This is a genomic window from Devosia sp. A16, assembly GCF_001402915.1.
In the GTDB taxonomy this organism is placed as follows: domain Bacteria; phylum Pseudomonadota; class Alphaproteobacteria; order Rhizobiales; family Devosiaceae; genus Devosia_A.
The window spans coordinates 3,172,216-3,187,457 of record NZ_CP012945.1; the positions used below are offsets into that span (position 1 = coordinate 3,172,216).

General features: G+C 66.5%; 13 protein-coding genes. 6 read left to right on the forward strand and 7 right to left on the reverse strand.

Annotated elements, in window-relative coordinates:
* Positions 1-56: 56 nt before the first annotated feature.
* The 5 genes from APS40_RS15365 to APS40_RS15385 form a co-directional block, all read right to left on the reverse strand.
* Positions 57-1,121, reverse strand: a complete 1,065-nt coding sequence (locus APS40_RS15365) for a substrate-binding domain-containing protein (protein ID WP_055047885.1) — start codon at positions 1,119-1,121, stop codon at positions 57-59.
* A gap of 279 nt (positions 1,122-1,400) precedes the next feature.
* Positions 1,401-2,171, reverse strand: a complete 771-nt coding sequence (locus tag APS40_RS15370; protein ID WP_055047886.1) for a GntR family transcriptional regulator — start codon at positions 2,169-2,171, stop codon at positions 1,401-1,403.
* A gap of 163 nt (positions 2,172-2,334) precedes the next feature.
* Positions 2,335-3,021 (reverse strand): E3 binding domain-containing protein, encoded by a 687-nt coding sequence (locus APS40_RS15375; protein ID WP_055047887.1) that lies wholly within the window; start codon positions 3,019-3,021, stop codon positions 2,335-2,337.
* The gene (locus tag APS40_RS15380) at positions 3,021-4,034 is read right to left on the reverse strand and encodes a C-terminal binding protein (RefSeq protein ID WP_055047888.1); all 1,014 of its coding nucleotides are present in this window, start codon (positions 4,032-4,034) and stop codon (positions 3,021-3,023) included. Before APS40_RS15380 ends, APS40_RS15375 begins: the two co-directional genes overlap by 1 nt.
* A 31-nt stretch (positions 4,035-4,065) precedes the next feature.
* A complete protein-coding gene (locus tag APS40_RS15385) occupies positions 4,066-6,462 on the reverse strand; it encodes a thiamine pyrophosphate-dependent enzyme (RefSeq protein ID WP_055047889.1) in 2,397 nt (798 codons plus the stop codon).
* A gap of 152 nt (positions 6,463-6,614) precedes the next feature.
* On the opposite strand from APS40_RS15385, the gene APS40_RS15390 reads away from it, so the two are divergent.
* Positions 6,615-7,373, forward strand: coding sequence for an HpcH/HpaI aldolase family protein (locus APS40_RS15390; protein ID WP_055047890.1), 759 nt, complete (start codon positions 6,615-6,617; stop codon positions 7,371-7,373).
* Positions 7,374-7,552: 179 nt separating this feature from the next.
* Here APS40_RS15390 and APS40_RS15395 read toward each other — a convergent pair whose 3' ends face one another.
* On the reverse strand, positions 7,553-8,776 hold the full coding sequence (locus tag APS40_RS15395; protein WP_055047891.1) for a mandelate racemase/muconate lactonizing enzyme family protein: 1,224 nt from the start codon (positions 8,774-8,776) through the stop codon (positions 7,553-7,555).
* A 79-nt stretch (positions 8,777-8,855) separates the two neighbouring features.
* On the opposite strand from APS40_RS15395, the gene APS40_RS15400 reads away from it, so the two are divergent.
* Genes APS40_RS15400 through APS40_RS15415 form a run of 4 tightly spaced genes read left to right on the forward strand, consistent with a single transcriptional unit; the run spans position 8,856 to position 12,711 of the window.
* A complete protein-coding gene (locus APS40_RS15400; RefSeq protein WP_055047892.1) occupies positions 8,856-9,647 on the forward strand; it encodes an SDR family NAD(P)-dependent oxidoreductase in 792 nt (263 codons plus the stop codon).
* A gap of 4 nt (positions 9,648-9,651) precedes the next feature.
* Positions 9,652-10,500 carry a transketolase gene (locus APS40_RS15405; protein ID WP_055047893.1) on the forward strand — a complete coding sequence of 283 codons (849 nt, stop codon included), beginning with the start codon at positions 9,652-9,654 and terminating at the stop codon, positions 10,498-10,500.
* Positions 10,497-11,483 (forward strand): transketolase family protein, encoded by a 987-nt coding sequence (locus APS40_RS15410; protein ID WP_055047894.1) that lies wholly within the window; start codon positions 10,497-10,499, stop codon positions 11,481-11,483. Before APS40_RS15405 ends, APS40_RS15410 begins: the two co-directional genes overlap by 4 nt.
* A gap of 43 nt (positions 11,484-11,526) precedes the next feature.
* Positions 11,527-12,711 (forward strand): mandelate racemase/muconate lactonizing enzyme family protein, encoded by a 1,185-nt coding sequence (locus APS40_RS15415; protein WP_055047895.1) that lies wholly within the window; start codon positions 11,527-11,529, stop codon positions 12,709-12,711.
* Between the two features lie 141 nt (positions 12,712-12,852).
* On the opposite strand, the gene APS40_RS15420 is transcribed toward APS40_RS15415, so the two are convergent.
* The gene (locus APS40_RS15420; RefSeq protein WP_055047896.1) at positions 12,853-13,890 is read right to left on the reverse strand and encodes a LacI family DNA-binding transcriptional regulator; all 1,038 of its coding nucleotides are present in this window, start codon (positions 13,888-13,890) and stop codon (positions 12,853-12,855) included.
* 253 nt (positions 13,891-14,143) lie between these two features.
* Between APS40_RS15420 and APS40_RS15425 the strand changes: the two genes are divergently transcribed.
* Positions 14,144-15,214 (forward strand): ABC transporter permease, encoded by a 1,071-nt coding sequence (locus tag APS40_RS15425; protein WP_055047897.1) that lies wholly within the window; start codon positions 14,144-14,146, stop codon positions 15,212-15,214.
* Positions 15,215-15,242: the final 28 nt, after the last annotated feature.

Sequence of the window (15,242 nt, forward strand, 5' to 3'; positions counted from 1 at the left end):
CGACAGACGGACCTCCCGGGAGCGGGCTCCCGGGAGGGATGGAAATGACCGTTGTCCTACTTTGCGACGCCGGCGGCTTCCGCGGCGGTGATCTCCACCCAGTCGGGCGAAATCGGCAGCGTCAGTCCCGGCGGCTGGTCCGGGAAGGCATTCACGCCGAGCTCGATGGTCTGCATCTTGGCGCCGGGGAAGAGCTTCGACTCGAACGGCGTGGTGGTGATGAAGTCGCCTTCGACCTCCACCGAGCGGTTCTCCGGACGCTTGCCGGTATCGAGGATCTCGACCGCCAGCTTGATGGCTTCCGACGAGAGGAACGCCGGGTTGGAGCCGAGAATGCATTTCGCGCCGCTGTCGGCGCAGGTCAGCGCGGCGACGTTGTAGGAGAAACCCACCACGGGGACCATCGGCCGACCGGCATCCTTAAGCGCCTGGATGGCGCCCGAGCCATAGCCCTGGGTCAGGATGCCGTCGACCTGCGGGTTGGCCGCCAGCAGCGAGGCGACGCCGGCCTGCTCGGGCCCGAGCGCATAGTCGCCGTTATAATAACCCACGACCTTGATATCGGGATAGTTCTTCAGGACGGCCTCGTAGCCTTCCTGCAGTTGCGCCGAGATCGGCGCACCGGCGAGGCCACGATCGACCAGCACGTTGCCCTTGCCGCCGAGCTGCACTGCCATCCACTCGGCCATCACTGCCGGGATGCGCGCCCAGTTCGAGGCGAGGGTGAGGGCACACGTCTCGGTCACCACCTGGTCGAAGCTGATCACTACGATGCCGGCATCGCAGGCCCGTTTGATCGTCGGATTGAGCGCCGTGTCGGACGCCGCATCGACCAGGATCGCGTCGGGCTTTTCGCGGATGATATTGTTGAGCGAGTTGATCTGCGCCTGAACGGTGTTCTCGACCACCTCGATATGCAGTTCGACCCGGCCGGCCAGCGGTCCCTTGTCCACCGAGACCTGCGCGACGCGCTGCATCTGCTGTCGCCAGTCGTTCCCGACGAAGTTGTTGCTGAGATAGATGACGTACGGCTTCTTGTCCTGTGCCACGACCGGCGCCACGCCTGCCGACAAGGACGTGACGGCCAGCGCCGCACACATCAGCACTGAGTGCAGTTTCATCAGATGATCCTCCCATGTGCGGGTCGCGACGGTCCCTCCCGTCTTCACTGCGATGCCCGCGGCCAATTGATACCGGTACCAATCGACCCTGTCAAACAGGGCCGGGCCGGCTCAGACGTCAGAAATGGACTACCAGTCTCCCTCGAAAGCGGGCGTAGACCGCCGGCGCTCCAGTCCGAGCGGCGCTACTTTCCTGCGCACGTCTCGAGCCAGCTATGATGCTATTATAATTTTACTGGACTGTCTATCCGGCATGGTGCCATGCAGACCGACACGCCCTCAGACGAGATCGTTCGGCGCGTCGTAGGTGATCGAGAAGATGTCGGCCGGGTGCCGGGCGATCGAGAACTCGACGTTCTGCTGGTCGGCCGACTGATACAGCATCTCGACCGCTAGAATGGCCGACCCCCTGGCGACGCCGAGATCCGCGGCCACGTCGTCATCGGCAAGTTCGGCCCGCACCGTGCAATGCGCCACCGCCATGCGGATATTGAGCCGGCGCTGCACCGCGCGGAAGATCAGCACGTCGTTGAAGTCTTCCTTCTTCAGCTGCCCGCCCAGGTCGGGCGGAAAGTAGGTGGTGATCTGCGCCTTCTTCTGTTTGCCGACCGACAGGATCGAGCGCAGGCAATAACCCGGCTCGTCCTTGCCCAGCCCGAAATGCCGCTGCAGCAGCGGCGACAGCTCCTTCTTGTAGGATTTGATCTTCAGCGACGCGTCCCTGGTGAAGGCCGCCATGTCGGCGAAGTTCTTGAAGGTCCAGCTCAGCGTCACCGGCGGCGCTGCCGAGGTGACGACGGCGGGCTTGGCCGAGCGTTTCTTGATCAGTCCGTCGGCCTCGAGATCGCGCAGCGCCTGGCGCACGGTGATCAGGCTGACCCCGAAGCGTTCGGCAAGCATCGCTTCCTTGGGGAGCTCGCCACCGACCGGAAACGCCCCGGAAGCGATCGGCTCTCGCAGGATGTCGGCGAGCTGCCGGTACAGCGGTCCCTGCGCCCGCGCCAGCACGCGCTTGGGCAGGAGGTCGATCGTTGCGCTCAGGTCGTCCATATACTCAGCCAGCCCCACAGGTGTGGCTATGATAATAGCACGATCTATGACTCGCGAACCGCTGTGTTCACGCCGTCCCCGAGTAAGTGAGGGCGGATGAGATAACACTGCGCGCTCACACGCGGTGGATGGGCCAGTGTTGTGGCTCGCCCTGCCGAAATTGCTAAGCCAACAATCGCAGCGGCAGCTCCAGATACGCCTTGAAGCGCGTCAGCAACGCCGTCGCCGCTTCCTCGCTCACCTGCGCCGCGTCGAACGACAACAGGCATTCTCCTGTCGCCGGTCCGGTCGCCAGCACCAGCCGCATGTTGCGGCCGGGCTTCAACGGCATCACCACGGGCCGGATGTCCGAGGCGGCCAGTAGCTTCAGCGACAGCGCCGCCGGTTCCGACGACTGGTCGCCGCCGGCCTCGAGCGCCTTGAGCCGCCTCGCCCGCAACGGCCCGAGCGAGCCCTTGCGGATCTCGGCAAACACCAGTTGCCCGGCCTGCTGCTCCAGCGCCACGGGGGCGCCGGCGAGGCTATGGCTCTCCGGCACGTCGTCGAGCGCGCATCCGGCCGCGCGCAGCACCACGTCTTCGACGGTGAACGGCGTATCGGCATCGGCAAAGCCGGCGAGCAGTTGCAGCAATGTCGTGAGCTGAACGGTGGTGCCGAGCGCCGACGTCTGCGGACCGCTCGCTGCCACGGGGGCAGGGGGGCGGGTCACATAGGCCTCGATATCGGCCGCGACGATGCGACCGTTCGGCCCGGAGCCTTTGAGCTCCTCCAGCGTGAGGCCGCGCTCGCGCGCCAGCCGACGGGCATAGGGCGAGGCGGCGCGACGCGGCTGGAGCACGGTGGCGGGCATCAGCGCTGCAGGTATTCGCGGTTGACGCAGTTGGTGAGCCGGCCCTCGGTCAGGTAGGCGTGGATCACCTCGATCGACTTGAGCCGCAAGTCGATCATCGAGGCCGGGCTGTAGAAGGCCGCATGCGGAGTGACGATCAAGCGGTCCTTGATCCACGGCTCGTTGGCGCGCCAGGCCTTGAGCAGCGGATGCTCGAGATCGCCCGGCTCGTTCGGCAGCACGTCGAGCCCGGCGCCCGCTACTGTTCCGTTGCGCATCGCCGCTTCCAGCGCCGACACATCGATGATCGGCCCGCGCGCCGTGTTGACCACGATCAAGCCGGGCTTGGCCGCGGCGAACGCCTCGGTGCCGAGCAGTCCGCGCGTCTCGCTGCTGAGCGGCGCGTGCACGGACACCACGTCGGCCCGCGCCATCAGTTCGTTCAGCGAATGCACCCGCTCGTAGCCGGTCGAGAGGTCGACGCCCGAAAGCAGGTGCGGATCGTAGAACACCACCTTCATGTCGAAGGCGGCGGCGCGCCGCGCTGCGGCGAGCCCGATACGGCCGAGCCCGATGACGCCGAACGTCGCGTTCTTGTGCCGGCGGATCAGCGGTGCCTTGGAGAAGTGCCAGCCTTCAAGGCCGTCCACGGCGATCTCGGCCGGATAGGTGTAGGTGCCGCGGGTCAGCGCCAGCATCAGCGCGATGGCGTGGTCGGCGACTTCCGTGGTGCCGTAATCCGGTACATTGCAGGCCGGGATGTTGCGGGCCCCCCAGCCGGCGGTGTCGATGTTGTCGAAGCCGACACCCGAGCGCACCGCGATCCTGGCATTGGCAAACGCCGTCGGCGGCAGCGGCACGTTCAGCGTCGGCGAGTGGTTGATCACGGCGTCGACGGTCTTGGCCACCTCTGGATCGAGCACCGCTGCGACATCCGCCGTCGAACGGGCGAGGATGAACTCGACATCCGGGTAGTGCTGGCGTTCCAGCTCGGCATCGTCGGCAGCCTGCCAGTTGACGCACAGAATCTTCATTGCTTCCTCCGCTGCCCTCGGCAGTCGCTGATTATTTCCGGATACCGCCGATGCGGCCGCCCATCGGCACCACCGCACCGACCGGCTGGTCGATGGCGCAGAGGGTACCCGAAGCCGGCGCCTCGATCTCGACCACCGCCTTGTCGGTCTCGATCTCGGCGACCACGTCGCCTTCCTTCACCGCGTCCCCGACCGCCTTCAGCCATTTGACCAGCGTGCCCTCGGATACCGTGAGGTCGCCGAACGGCATGTTGATCGGCTCGTCGTCGCTGTTCGGGGCAACGACCGGCGCCGCCGCGGGGGCCGGCACCGACACCGGAGCAGGGATCGCGGCTGCAGCCTCGGCGATGATGCCTGTGGTGTGCCAGTGGTCCGGCACCGGCGCCCTGCCGGCGATGATGTTGCGCACGCCCTCCATGATCTGCGCCGCATCGATCAGCATGGCGCGCTCCAGCACCGGTGCGAACGGGTGCGAGACCGGCGCGGTGTGCAACCGACCGACCGGACCGTCGAGCTCGTCATAGGCCAGTTCATTGATGGTCTGGGCGATTTCGCCGCCCATGCCGCACATCGCCCAGGCCTCGTCCACCACCAGCAGGCGGTGGGTCTTCTTCACGCTCTCGACGATGGTGTTGACGTCGAGCGGCATGATGGTGCGGAGGTCGACCACTTCGACATCGGTGCCCTGAGCGGCCAGCAGGTCGGCTGCTTCCAGCGCCCGCGCCACCATCTGTCCGGCCGCGACGACGGTGATATCCTTGCCGGCGCGCGCGATGCGGGCCGAGCCGAACGGCACGTAGTGCTCTTCACCGACCGGCACCGGGCCCTTCGAGGCAAACAGCGCCTTGGGCTCCAGCATGATCACCGGATCGGCGCCGCGCAGCGCCGTCTTCATCAGCCCCTTGGCATCGGCGGGGTTCGACGGCACGCAAACGATCAGGCCCGGCATGTGCGCGAACAGCGGATGGTACATGCCCGAATGGTGCGGGCCGGAACTGCGCAGCGCGCCGGCGCCGGCGCGCACCACCATCGGGGCGCTCATCTCGCCATTGCTCATGTAGCGGAGCTTCGCCGCCTGCAGGAAAATCTGCCCGGTGGTCTCGAAGGCGAAATCGGCGAACATCAGGTCCGACACGGTGCGCGTGCCGGTTGCCGAAGCGCCGACCGCGGCGGCGGTAAAGCCCTGCTCTGAGATCGGCGTGTCGACCATCCGGTCGGCTCCGAACTCGTGCCAGAGGTTCTTGGTGTGGGCGAAGCTGCCGCCGCGCTCGCCGGTACCTTCGCCGAAGTAGAGGATCGCCGGGTTGGCCCGCATTTCCTCGGCAATGCCGTCGCGCACCGCCTCGAGCCAACCCTGCACCCGGGTCTCGCCAACGGCGCGCGCCTTGAGCGCTTCCGGCGGGTTGATCGGATTGGCATAGACATGCCGGCGCACCGTCGAAGGGTCGGGTTCGGGCGAGCTGCGGGCGAACTCCAGCGCCTCCTGCACCACCTTGTCGATATGCGATTCGATATCGGCGAGATCGTCGGCGTCGGCGATGCCGTAATCCTCCACCAGGCGCTTCCTAAACATGTCGATCGGATCGCGCTTCAGCCAGGCGTCGACTTCTTCCTGTGTGCGGTAGGTGCCGATCACCGGGTCGCCCTCGTGGTGTCCGACGGTGCGATAGGTCTTGGCTTCGATCAGCGTCGGACCCTTGCCCGAGCGGGCCCGCTCGGTGGCTTCCTTCATCGCCAGCCACACCGCGAACACATCGTTGCCGTCCACGGCCACGCCCGGCATGCCGTAGCTGGCGGCCTTGCTGGCGATCTCGGGGTTGAGGGTGATGGATTTGAGCGGCGTCGCCGTGGCGTAGAGGTTGTTCTCGCACACGAACACCGTTGGCGCGCGGTTCACCGCCGCAAAGTTCAGGCCTTCGTGGAAGGCGCCGTGATTGGCGGCGCCATCGCCGAAAAACGCCACCCCGATATCGTCGCGACCCTGCGCCCGGGCGCTCATGCCGATGCCGACGGCGTGGCCGATGCCGGCCCCGACAATGCCGTTGGTGCCGAACAGCCCGACCGAGCGATCATAGAGATGCATGGTGCCGCCGCGGCCGCCGCAGATGCCGTCCGCCCTGCCGAACAGCTCCGCCATCACCCGCCGGGGGTCGGCGCCCTTGGCCAGCGCGTGCCCGTGCCCACGATGTGTCGAGGTGACCCAGTCGCTGCGCCGCAGATGTGCGCAGACGCCCACACCGGTTGCTTCCTGGCCGATATACAGATGCAGAAATCCGGGGGTTTCGCCCTTGCGACAGGCGACCTGTGCGACGCTCTCGAACTTGCGCAGCAGCACCATCTGCTCGAACAGGCCCATCAGCACCTGCCTGTCGGGCAGATTGCCCGCGCCAGCCTGCTGCGTGCCCTTGCGCATCGCCGAAATCGCCACCTGAACGCCTCCCTGCACCGTCCCGATTCCGGGTCCGATCTACGTGCTCACTTTCGAACATAGATTATAATAGCATAATGTCTAGGCGGAAAGTTCCTGTCGCCTGGACCCGCGACCCGAGCTAGGAAGAGGCCGCAACAGGGAGGCTGCCCATGCCATTGCCACCGCTTCGTGCGCGTCTCAAAACCGCTGCGCCGCTGCTGGCGCCGTTCTCGATCATTCCGTCGGTGGAACTGGTCGAACTGATCGCGCTCGCCGGCTATGACGGCGTCATCCTCGATCTCGAGCATGGCGCGCATGGCAGCGAAGCACTCGGCCCGCTGGTCCTCGCCGCCATGGCGCGCGGCATTTACCCGCTGGTGCGGGTGCGCAGCAGCGAGCCCACCGAGATCGGCGCCGCGCTCGATGCCGGCGCCGCCGGGGTGATCGTGCCGCAGATCGGCTCCGTCGCCGAGGCCGAACGCGCCGTGCGCGCTGCCCGGTTCGCCCCTGACGGCAATCGCGGCGCCAACTCCTTCGTCCGCGGCGCCGACTATTCCGGCCGCACCGAATGGTTCGCCGACGCCAATCGCGACGTCGCCGTGCTGCTGATGGTGGAAGGCGCCGGCGGCGTCGCCGCTCTGCCCGGGATCCTGCAGCTGCCGAGCCTCGACGGCATCTTCCTCGGCCCGCTCGACCTGTCGCATGCCCTCGGCGTGCCGGGCGAGATGGGGCACCCCAAGGTCGTCGCGACGATCGAGCAGGTGATCGATGCCTGCAAAGCCGCGGGCGTTACCACCGGCATCTTCGCCGGCACCGCCGATGCCGCCCGCCGGTGGATCGGTCGCGGCGTGACGCTGGTCGGAGCTGGGGTGGATACTGCGCTGGTGCTCAAGGGGCTGAAGGCAGCGGTGGGGGAGTTGCGGGGGTAGGCCGGGCGCGATCCCGCGACCCCCACCGGTCCAACACCTCCCCCTTGATGGGGGAGGGCGGGAGGGGGTGGAGCCGCAAGCTCGATGTTGGTGCCCGACACGGAGCCGGTGCACGTGGCTCCCCCCTCCCAGCCTCCCCCACAAGGGGGGAGGTGCCGCTCAGTGTGTGCGGCGAGTCCTCAGATCGCCCCCGTCCGTCGCACCGTCGCATCTGCCCGCGTGAACAACTCGTCCCGCAACCGCATCCCCAGTCCGGCGCCATCGAGCGGCGCCACCCGGCCATCCGTCACCGGCGGCAGATCGGCGACGATCTCGGTGTACCAGCCGGTGAAATAGGCCCGCACCGCTTCCTGGTAGATGGCGTTGGGCAGCGTCGCCGACAGTGCGCAGCTCGCGGCATAGACGATCGGCCCGGTGCAATCGTGCAGCGTCACCGGCAGCTCGCTCGCTTCCGCCAGGTTGGCGATCTTGCGGGCCTCGGAAAGTCCGCCGCACCAGGCGAGGTCGATCATGATCACCGATGCGGCGCGCTTGTCGATCAGCTGCTTGAACATCTGCCGCGAGGCCAGCCGCTCGCTAGCGGCAATCGGGATCGAGGTATGCCGCGCCAGCTCCGCCATTGCGTCGAACTCGTTGTAGCGGATCGGCTCTTCCAGCCACGCCACGTCATAGGGCTTCAGTGCCTCGGCGATGCGCAATGCCGGTGGCAAGGTCCAGAGCCCGTGCAGCTCGACCATGATTTCCATGTCGCGCCCGACCGCGTCGCGGATCCGCTTGAACGGCTCCAGCGCCTTGTCGAGGTCGCCGAGCGAAATGCGCGTGCCGTTCGAGGCCTCGGCGGCGATGTCGAACGGCCAGATCTTCATTGCGCCGATGCCTTCCGACAGCAGGCTCTTCGCCAGCTTGCCCGCGTCGAACCGCCAGGCCAGCAGATCCTCATATGGTCCGTCGTTGGAGTCGCCGGCCGTCAGCGACCAGTCCTCGGTGCGCTCGAACAGCGCGTTTCTTTTGCTCGCGCGCACATGCTTGTAGCCGGCGCAGGTATTGTAGATCGGCACCGACTGGTGCGTCCGCCCGCCCAATAGCCGCCGCAGCGGCTCGCCCAGCGCCTGGCCGTAAATATCCCACAGCGCGATGTTCACCGCCGAGTTGCCACGCACCTCGGCGCCCGAGTCGCGCGCCCCGACGTAGACGCTCCCGAGCGTCCGGTCGTGCAGCTCGATATCCCTGGGGTCCTTGCCGATCAGGTAGGGCGCCACATTGTCGTGGATGTAGCTCGCCACCGGTCCCGGCGCCCAGAACGTCTCGCCGGTGCCGACGATCCCCACGTCGGTATGTACCCTGAGCCAGAACAGGAACGGGAACTCGGCGATCATCAGTGTCTCGAGCGCAGTGACTTTCATTCGAACCCTCCCAAGCCCGTTGACTTCAATTTATGGTACCGGTATCAGTCGCGTCAAGACGTCCAGGGGGGATGCGGATTTGAGTACCAACACGGCGATCCTGAAACGCGCGCTGGTCACCGGCGCGGCCGGTGGCCTGGGGCGCGAGGTTGCCATCCAGCTGGCGGGCCGCGGTTGCGCCGTCGCCATTGCCGACATCAACGCTGCCGGCACGGCGGAAACGGCCCGCCTGGTCGAGCATGCCGGCGGGCAGGTGCTCGAGATCGTCGGCGATTTCACCCTCGAGGGCGCCCCCGAAGCGGCCGTCGACAAGGTGGTGGCGCACTGGGACGGCATCGACATCCTGGTCAACAATGCCGGCTACGGCGTCATCGAGCCGTTTCTCGAGTCGAGCTACAAATCCTGGACCCGCACCCTGGCGCTCAACGTCACGGCGCTCGCCATGGCGTCGAAGGCCGCCGGCCGGGTGATGCGCGAGCAGCGCGCCGGCCGCATCGTCAACATCACCTCGCCGGGCTCGCGCATGGCGCTGCCCGACTACACCGCCTACACCGCCAGCAAGGCCGGGGTGGATTCGATCACCCGGGCGCTCGCGGTGGCGCTGGCGCCCTATGGCGTGCTGGTGAACTCGCTGGCGCCCGGCATGATGGATACCGAGATGCAGCGCTCGACCGAAGTCGAGCTCGCCCGCGTCAACGGCCGCAGCAACGACCTCAAGGCCTTTCTCGACGAGCGCACCCGCCGCGTGCCGCTCGGCCGTCGCGCCGAGATCGGCGAGGTGGCGGAAGCGGTGGTGTGGCTCTGCCTCGATTCCCCGCGCTACATGACCGCCGAGCGGCTCAACATGTCCGGCGGCCTCGACAAGGATTGATCTGATGACCCGCAACTCGCCGCCCGCCGAGGCCGATATCGGCGCGCTCAAGCAGCGCGCCACAGCGCTGCGCCGCCATATGCTGACCATGGCTCGGGGCCAAGGCGCCGGCTATATCGGCCAGGGCCTCGGCATCGCCGATGCGCTCACCGCGCTCTATTTCCACGAACTGCGCTATGATCCGGACAATCTGGGCTGGGCCGACCGCGACCGCTTCCTGTTGTCGACCGGACACTACTCGATCGCACTCTGGGCGGCGCTGGCCGAAGCCGGCATCATCCCGGTGGCGGAACTCGTCACCTATGGCGCCGACAACAGCCGGCTCGAGATGTCGACCCTCGATACGACGCCCGGGGTCGAGGTGATCGGCGGCTCGCTCGGCCACGGGCTGGGGCAGGGGGTCGGGCAGGCGCTCGGGCTGCGGCTCGATCGTTCGGACGCCCGCGTCTTCGTCGAACTCTCCGATGGCGAAATGCAGGAGGGCTCGACCTGGGAGGCTGCGATGTCCGCCAGCCATTTCCGGCTCGATGGGCTGGTGGCGCTGGTCGACTGCAACGGCATTCAGGCCGATGGCCCCGTGGTGCTCGACATGGAGCCGGTCGCCGACAAATGGCGGAGTTTCGGCTGGGAAACCTTCGAGATCGACGGCAACGATATGGACGCCGTGGTGACGACGCTGTCCAGTGCCCGTCACCGCAACGGCAAACCCAAAGCCATCGTGCTTCGCACTCTCCCCGGCAAGGGCGTTCGTCGCATCGAACAGAGCGAGAAATCGCACTTCTTCCGCGTCGATGTCGGCCAGTGGGATTCGATCATCGCCGAATTCGAGCAAAGCGTGGGAGCCACGCAATGAGCCGCGTCATGGAAGCCGGCCGCACCCTGGCCATGGGCGAGAACGAAGCCCCCGGCGGCGGTCGTCAATCGGTCGATGCCCCATTCGGCAAGGCACTCGTCCGGCTCGGGCAGCAGCGGCAGCACATTGTCGGGCTCACCGCCGATCTCGGCAAATATACCGACATCCACCCGTTCCGCGACGCGCACCCCGATCGCTTCTTCAATGTCGGCATGGCCGAGCAGAACCTCGTCGCCGTCGCGGCGGGGCTGGCGCGGACGGGCAAGCAAGCCTTCGCCACCACCTATGGCGTGTTCGCCAGCCGCCGCGCCTTCGATTTCGTCGCCATCGCGCTGGCCCACTCCAACCTCGATGTGAAGATCATCGCGGGGCTGCCCGGGCTGACCACCGGCTATGGCGGCACCCATCAGGCGATCGAAGATTTGGCGCTGATGCGGATGGTCCCCGGCCTCACCATCATCGATCCGATGGATGCCACCGAAATCGACGCGGCCACGATGGCGATGTCCGACCATCACGGCCCGGTCTATATGCGCCTGTTGCGCGGCGCCGTGCCGGTGGTGCTCGAGCCCGGCTACAGGTTCGAGATCGGCAAGGCCCGGCCCCTGCGTGATGGCAAGGACGTCGGCATCATCTCCACTGGCTTCATGAGCGAACGCGCCATCGACGCCGCAACCCTGCTGGAAAAACGCGGCATCTCTGTCGCGGTCCTCCATGTCCCGACCATCAAGCCGTTCGACAGCGAAGCCGTCGCTGGCTTTGCTGCGTCGGTCGGCCAGGTGGTGACCGCCGAGAACCATGTAATCGTCGGCGGACTCGGCAGCCTGGTGGTCGAGGCCTTGTTCGATGCCGGGATCGTGAGGAAGGTCACCCGCATCGGCCTGCCCGACCGCTACATCGAATGCGGCGCCGTCCCGACCCTGCAGCAAAAATACGGGCTGACGGTCGAAGCGGTGGTTGAGAGGATAGCGGGGCTGCAATAGCGCCATCGAGTTTGGGGCCCACGCGCCGAGGGGAAGAAAGCACATGAAAATCACCGAGATCGAAACCTTCACCGTCGGCGCCGGCTGGAAGAACTGGCTGTTCGTCAAGGTGCATACCGATGCCGGTATCTACGGCATCGGCGAGGGCACGCTGAACGGCTTCATCGCCACCACCGAAGCCGGGGTGCATGAGCTGAAGCATCTCGTCATCGGCCAGGATCCGCGCCGCATCAGCGCGCTGTGGAAGCGCATGCTCGACAGCGTGTCGCTCGATGGCGGCCATATCCATCGCACCGTGATGGCGGCGGTCGAAGTCGCCTGCTGGGACATCCTCGGCAAGAGCCTCGGCGTGCCGATCCACCAGTTGCTCGGCGGCCAGGTGCGCGACAGCGTGCTCGGCTATGCCAATGGCTGGTATCGCACCGAGCGTACGCCGGAGCACTTCCTCGAGGCGGCCAAAGCCGTGCTGGCGAAGGGGTTTAGAGCGTTCAAGCTCGACCCGTTCGGCACAGCGCAGGGCTTCATCTCGCGCGACGAGCTCGAACTCAGCTACGAGATCTGCCGCAAGCTGCGCGACGAGCTGCCGGGTGACACCCGCATCCTCATCGACGTGCATGCCCGTTTCACCGAAATTGCCGCACTGAAGGCGGCTGAGCGCTTCGCCGATCTCGATATCTACTGGTGGGAGGAACCGACCTCGCGCGACCGGCAGGAGACCGTGCATGAGGTGGCGCATCGCTCGCCCATTCCGGTGGCGACCGGCGAAATGTTCGACACCGTCGGCCAGTTCTATGCGCTCGCCGCCGGCGGCGGCGTCAACATCTTCCAGCCCGAGCCCATGTCGCTGGGCGGCATCGGCCCGTCCATGCAGGTGGCGAACCTCGCCTTGGCGCATGGCAGTCACATCGCGCCGCACCAGAGCGGTGGACCGGTAGCGACGGCGGTGTGCCTGCAGTTGGCGGCGGCCGTGCCGAACTTCCTGATCCAGGAGCATTTCGACGCCTTCAACGACGCCTGGACCTTCGACCTCGTCACCTGGCGGCCGAGCATCGATCCCAGGAACGGCCACCTGTCGCTGCCGGATGCGCCGGGCCTCGGCATCGATCTCAACATCGACGCCATCAAGCAACATCCATACGACCCGCATGCCTATCTCAACGTGCACACCGAGGGCTGGGAACAGCGGCTGGGGACGGATGCGCAGAACAAGGCGAAGGTGAAGGGCTAGGAAAAGGCTCCCTCACCCGGCCTTCGGCCGACCTCTCCCCCCAGGGAGAGGTGACCGGGTGGCGAGATCGTGCCCCTGCGCCACCTCTCCCTTGGGGGAGAGGTCGCCGCGTAGCGGCGCTTGAGGGGGCCTTTCCGACCCCTAAGCACTCTCCCGATCGACAATCTCGAACCCCAGGCTGGTGATCGTCGCGAGCTTCTGCTTGCCGCCGAGACGATCGAGCAGCTGCCGAACGGCGCGCCGGCCCATCTCGTAGCGGTTGACCTTCACCGTGGTGAGTGGCGGGTAGAGTTGCGCCGCAAGGTCCATGTCGCCATAGCCGGCAATGCCGATCCGGTCCGGGATAGCCCAGCCGCGGCGGTGGCATTCCTGCACCGCGCCGATCGCCAGCGTGTCGGAAGAAAAGAAGATCGCGTCGATATCGGTGTGTCGCTCGGTCAGCGTTGCCAGCGCCTGCGCCCCGCCGGCGGCGGTGATCGGCACCTCCACCTCCATCGAGGCGTGGTTCTCGATGCCCAGTTCGCTGAGCGCCGCATGGTAACCGGTGCGGCGCTGCTGCAGCCGGTCATTGCCGTGGATCGGCGTCGACACGAACCCGATGCGCTTATAGCCCTTGGCGGCGAGATGCATGGTCATCGCGTAGGCGGTCTCGAAGTTCGACACACCCACCACCATGTCGATCGGCTGCCGACCCTTGATCTCGGAGATTTCCACCACCGGCGCGCCACTCGATACCAATAGCTGCCGCGCCACTTCGCTCTGCACGAAGCTCTGGAGGATCATGCCCGCCGGCCGCCAGCCGAGCAGGGTGCGGATCGAGGCCTCCTCTGCTTCCATGGTGAACTCGCCCTGCACCAGCAGCATCGAGTAGCCGCCCTGCTGGCACTCGTCCGACATGCCCTGCACCTGTTCGGCGATGCCCGAATTGATCAGCGGCGGCACCACCGTGCCGATCATCCGGCCATTGCCTTTCATGCTCGAAGCCAGCCGGTTGGGCACGAAGCCCGCCGCTTCGATGGCTTCCAGCACCTTGGCGCGGGTGGCGGGGGCGACCATGTCGGGGTTGGAGAGCACGCGCGAAACGGTCATCGGCGCAACGCCGACCCGCTTGGCGATCTCGCGCACTCCCAACCGCTCCAGCGGCTTCTTTTCGTTGCCGCCGTCTTCCGATCTGGCCATGCGTCGCTCTCCGAAACGCCGGAATCATAGCCCCGGCAACCGCTTCGCGCCAGCGTTGGTTCCGGTACCAAAGTCTTTGACGGTAGCTGATGGTTCCGGTACCATTGATGTTGTTACGGGGACTTGCTGGAAAGTGGTCTGACCACTGCACGAGAGGTCTTGACACTTATAATAGTATAATAGCTGATGGAGGGGCGACGAAGCGCTGACCGGAAACTCCGCAACAGCGCCGCCGCATCAGGGAGGACCAGTTATGAACAGCGCGGCGCCAGCCACGACCGACGACCCGAACACGCCCTCGCTGCGCAGCCGGGCGATCGGCTTTATCGCCATCGGCGAGGTCGGGGTTATCGCGGCGCTGCTGCTGCTGGTCGCCTTCTTCTATTTCCTGCAACCGGCCTTCCTGTCCGAGCGAAACATCCGCGCCATCCTCAATGTGGTCTCGTTCGTCGGCATCATCGCCATCGGCCAGACCATCCTGCTGGTCGCCGGCGAGTTCGACCTGTCGGTCGGCTCGGTCGCCGGCGTTTCGGCGGTGATCGCCGCGCAACTGATGACGGCGCTCGCATGGCCGGTCCCGCTTGCCATTCTCGGCGGCATGGGCGTCGGCGCCTTGATCGGGCTGATCAACGGCATCATCGTCGTCAAGTTCAGGATACCGGCCTTCATCCAGACCCTGGGCATGCTGTTCATCGGGCAGGGGCTGATCCAACTCGTCACCGGGGGCTACCCGGTCTATCCGCTGCCCAAGGAAGTCTCCGATTTCGGCATGAGCACCTTCGCCTTCGGGCTGGGCTGGAGCTTTGCCTTCTTCATCGTCGCCGCCATCGTCGCCGATTTCGTGCTGCGCCGCACCGTGCTCGGCCGCAACCTCTATGCCACCGGCGGCAACCCCGAAGTGGCGCGCCTCGTCGGCATCAACACCACCATCTACAAGATCGGCGCCTTCATCACTGTCGGCGCGCTGTCGGCCGTCGCCGGCATGTTCGTGATGGCGGACCTGCAGTCAGGCACCACTTCGATCGGCTCGGGCTGGGAGCTCATCGTCATCGCCGGTGTGGTGGTGGGCGGCGTCAGCCTGTTCGGTGGCGCCGGCACCATTGCCGGCGGTGTCGTCGGTATCCTGATGCTCAAGGTGGTGCAGTCGGGCCTCGTGGTCATCGGGGTGAACTCCAACTGGCAGCAGATCGCGGTGGGCGTGATCATGGTGCTCGCGGTCGGTCTCGACATCCTGCGCCGCCGCTATTTCACCGTCGGCGCCGGCGCCAAGACCGCTGCGGCCAGGAAGGCCGGCACCCAGGCCAGCAAGACATCCGGCGCCTGAGCGGGCGCCGCACAACCGTTCAATGCCA

What these genes read in the sequence shown, in the direction of transcription:
- APS40_RS15365 (WP_055047885.1), bottom strand. Translation starts at nt 1,121, where the DNA reads ATGAAACTGCACTCAGTGCTGATGTGTGCGGCGCTGGCCGTCACGTCC.
- APS40_RS15370 (WP_055047886.1), bottom strand. Translation starts at nt 2,171, where the DNA reads ATGGACGACCTGAGCGCAACGATCGACCTCCTGCCCAAGCGCGTGCTG.
- APS40_RS15375 (WP_055047887.1), bottom strand. Translation starts at nt 3,021, where the DNA reads ATGCCCGCCACCGTGCTCCAGCCGCGTCGCGCCGCCTCGCCCTATGCC.
- APS40_RS15380 (WP_055047888.1), bottom strand. Translation starts at nt 4,034, where the DNA reads ATGAAGATTCTGTGCGTCAACTGGCAGGCTGCCGACGATGCCGAGCTG.
- APS40_RS15390 (WP_055047890.1), top strand. Translation starts at nt 6,615, where the DNA reads ATGCCATTGCCACCGCTTCGTGCGCGTCTCAAAACCGCTGCGCCGCTG.
- APS40_RS15395 (WP_055047891.1), bottom strand. Translation starts at nt 8,776, where the DNA reads ATGAAAGTCACTGCGCTCGAGACACTGATGATCGCCGAGTTCCCGTTC.
- APS40_RS15405 (WP_055047893.1), top strand. Translation starts at nt 9,652, where the DNA reads ATGACCCGCAACTCGCCGCCCGCCGAGGCCGATATCGGCGCGCTCAAG.
- APS40_RS15410 (WP_055047894.1), top strand. Translation starts at nt 10,497, where the DNA reads ATGAGCCGCGTCATGGAAGCCGGCCGCACCCTGGCCATGGGCGAGAAC.
- APS40_RS15415 (WP_055047895.1), top strand. Translation starts at nt 11,527, where the DNA reads ATGAAAATCACCGAGATCGAAACCTTCACCGTCGGCGCCGGCTGGAAG.
- APS40_RS15420 (WP_055047896.1), bottom strand. Translation starts at nt 13,890, where the DNA reads ATGGCCAGATCGGAAGACGGCGGCAACGAAAAGAAGCCGCTGGAGCGG.
- APS40_RS15425 (WP_055047897.1), top strand. Translation starts at nt 14,144, where the DNA reads ATGAACAGCGCGGCGCCAGCCACGACCGACGACCCGAACACGCCCTCG.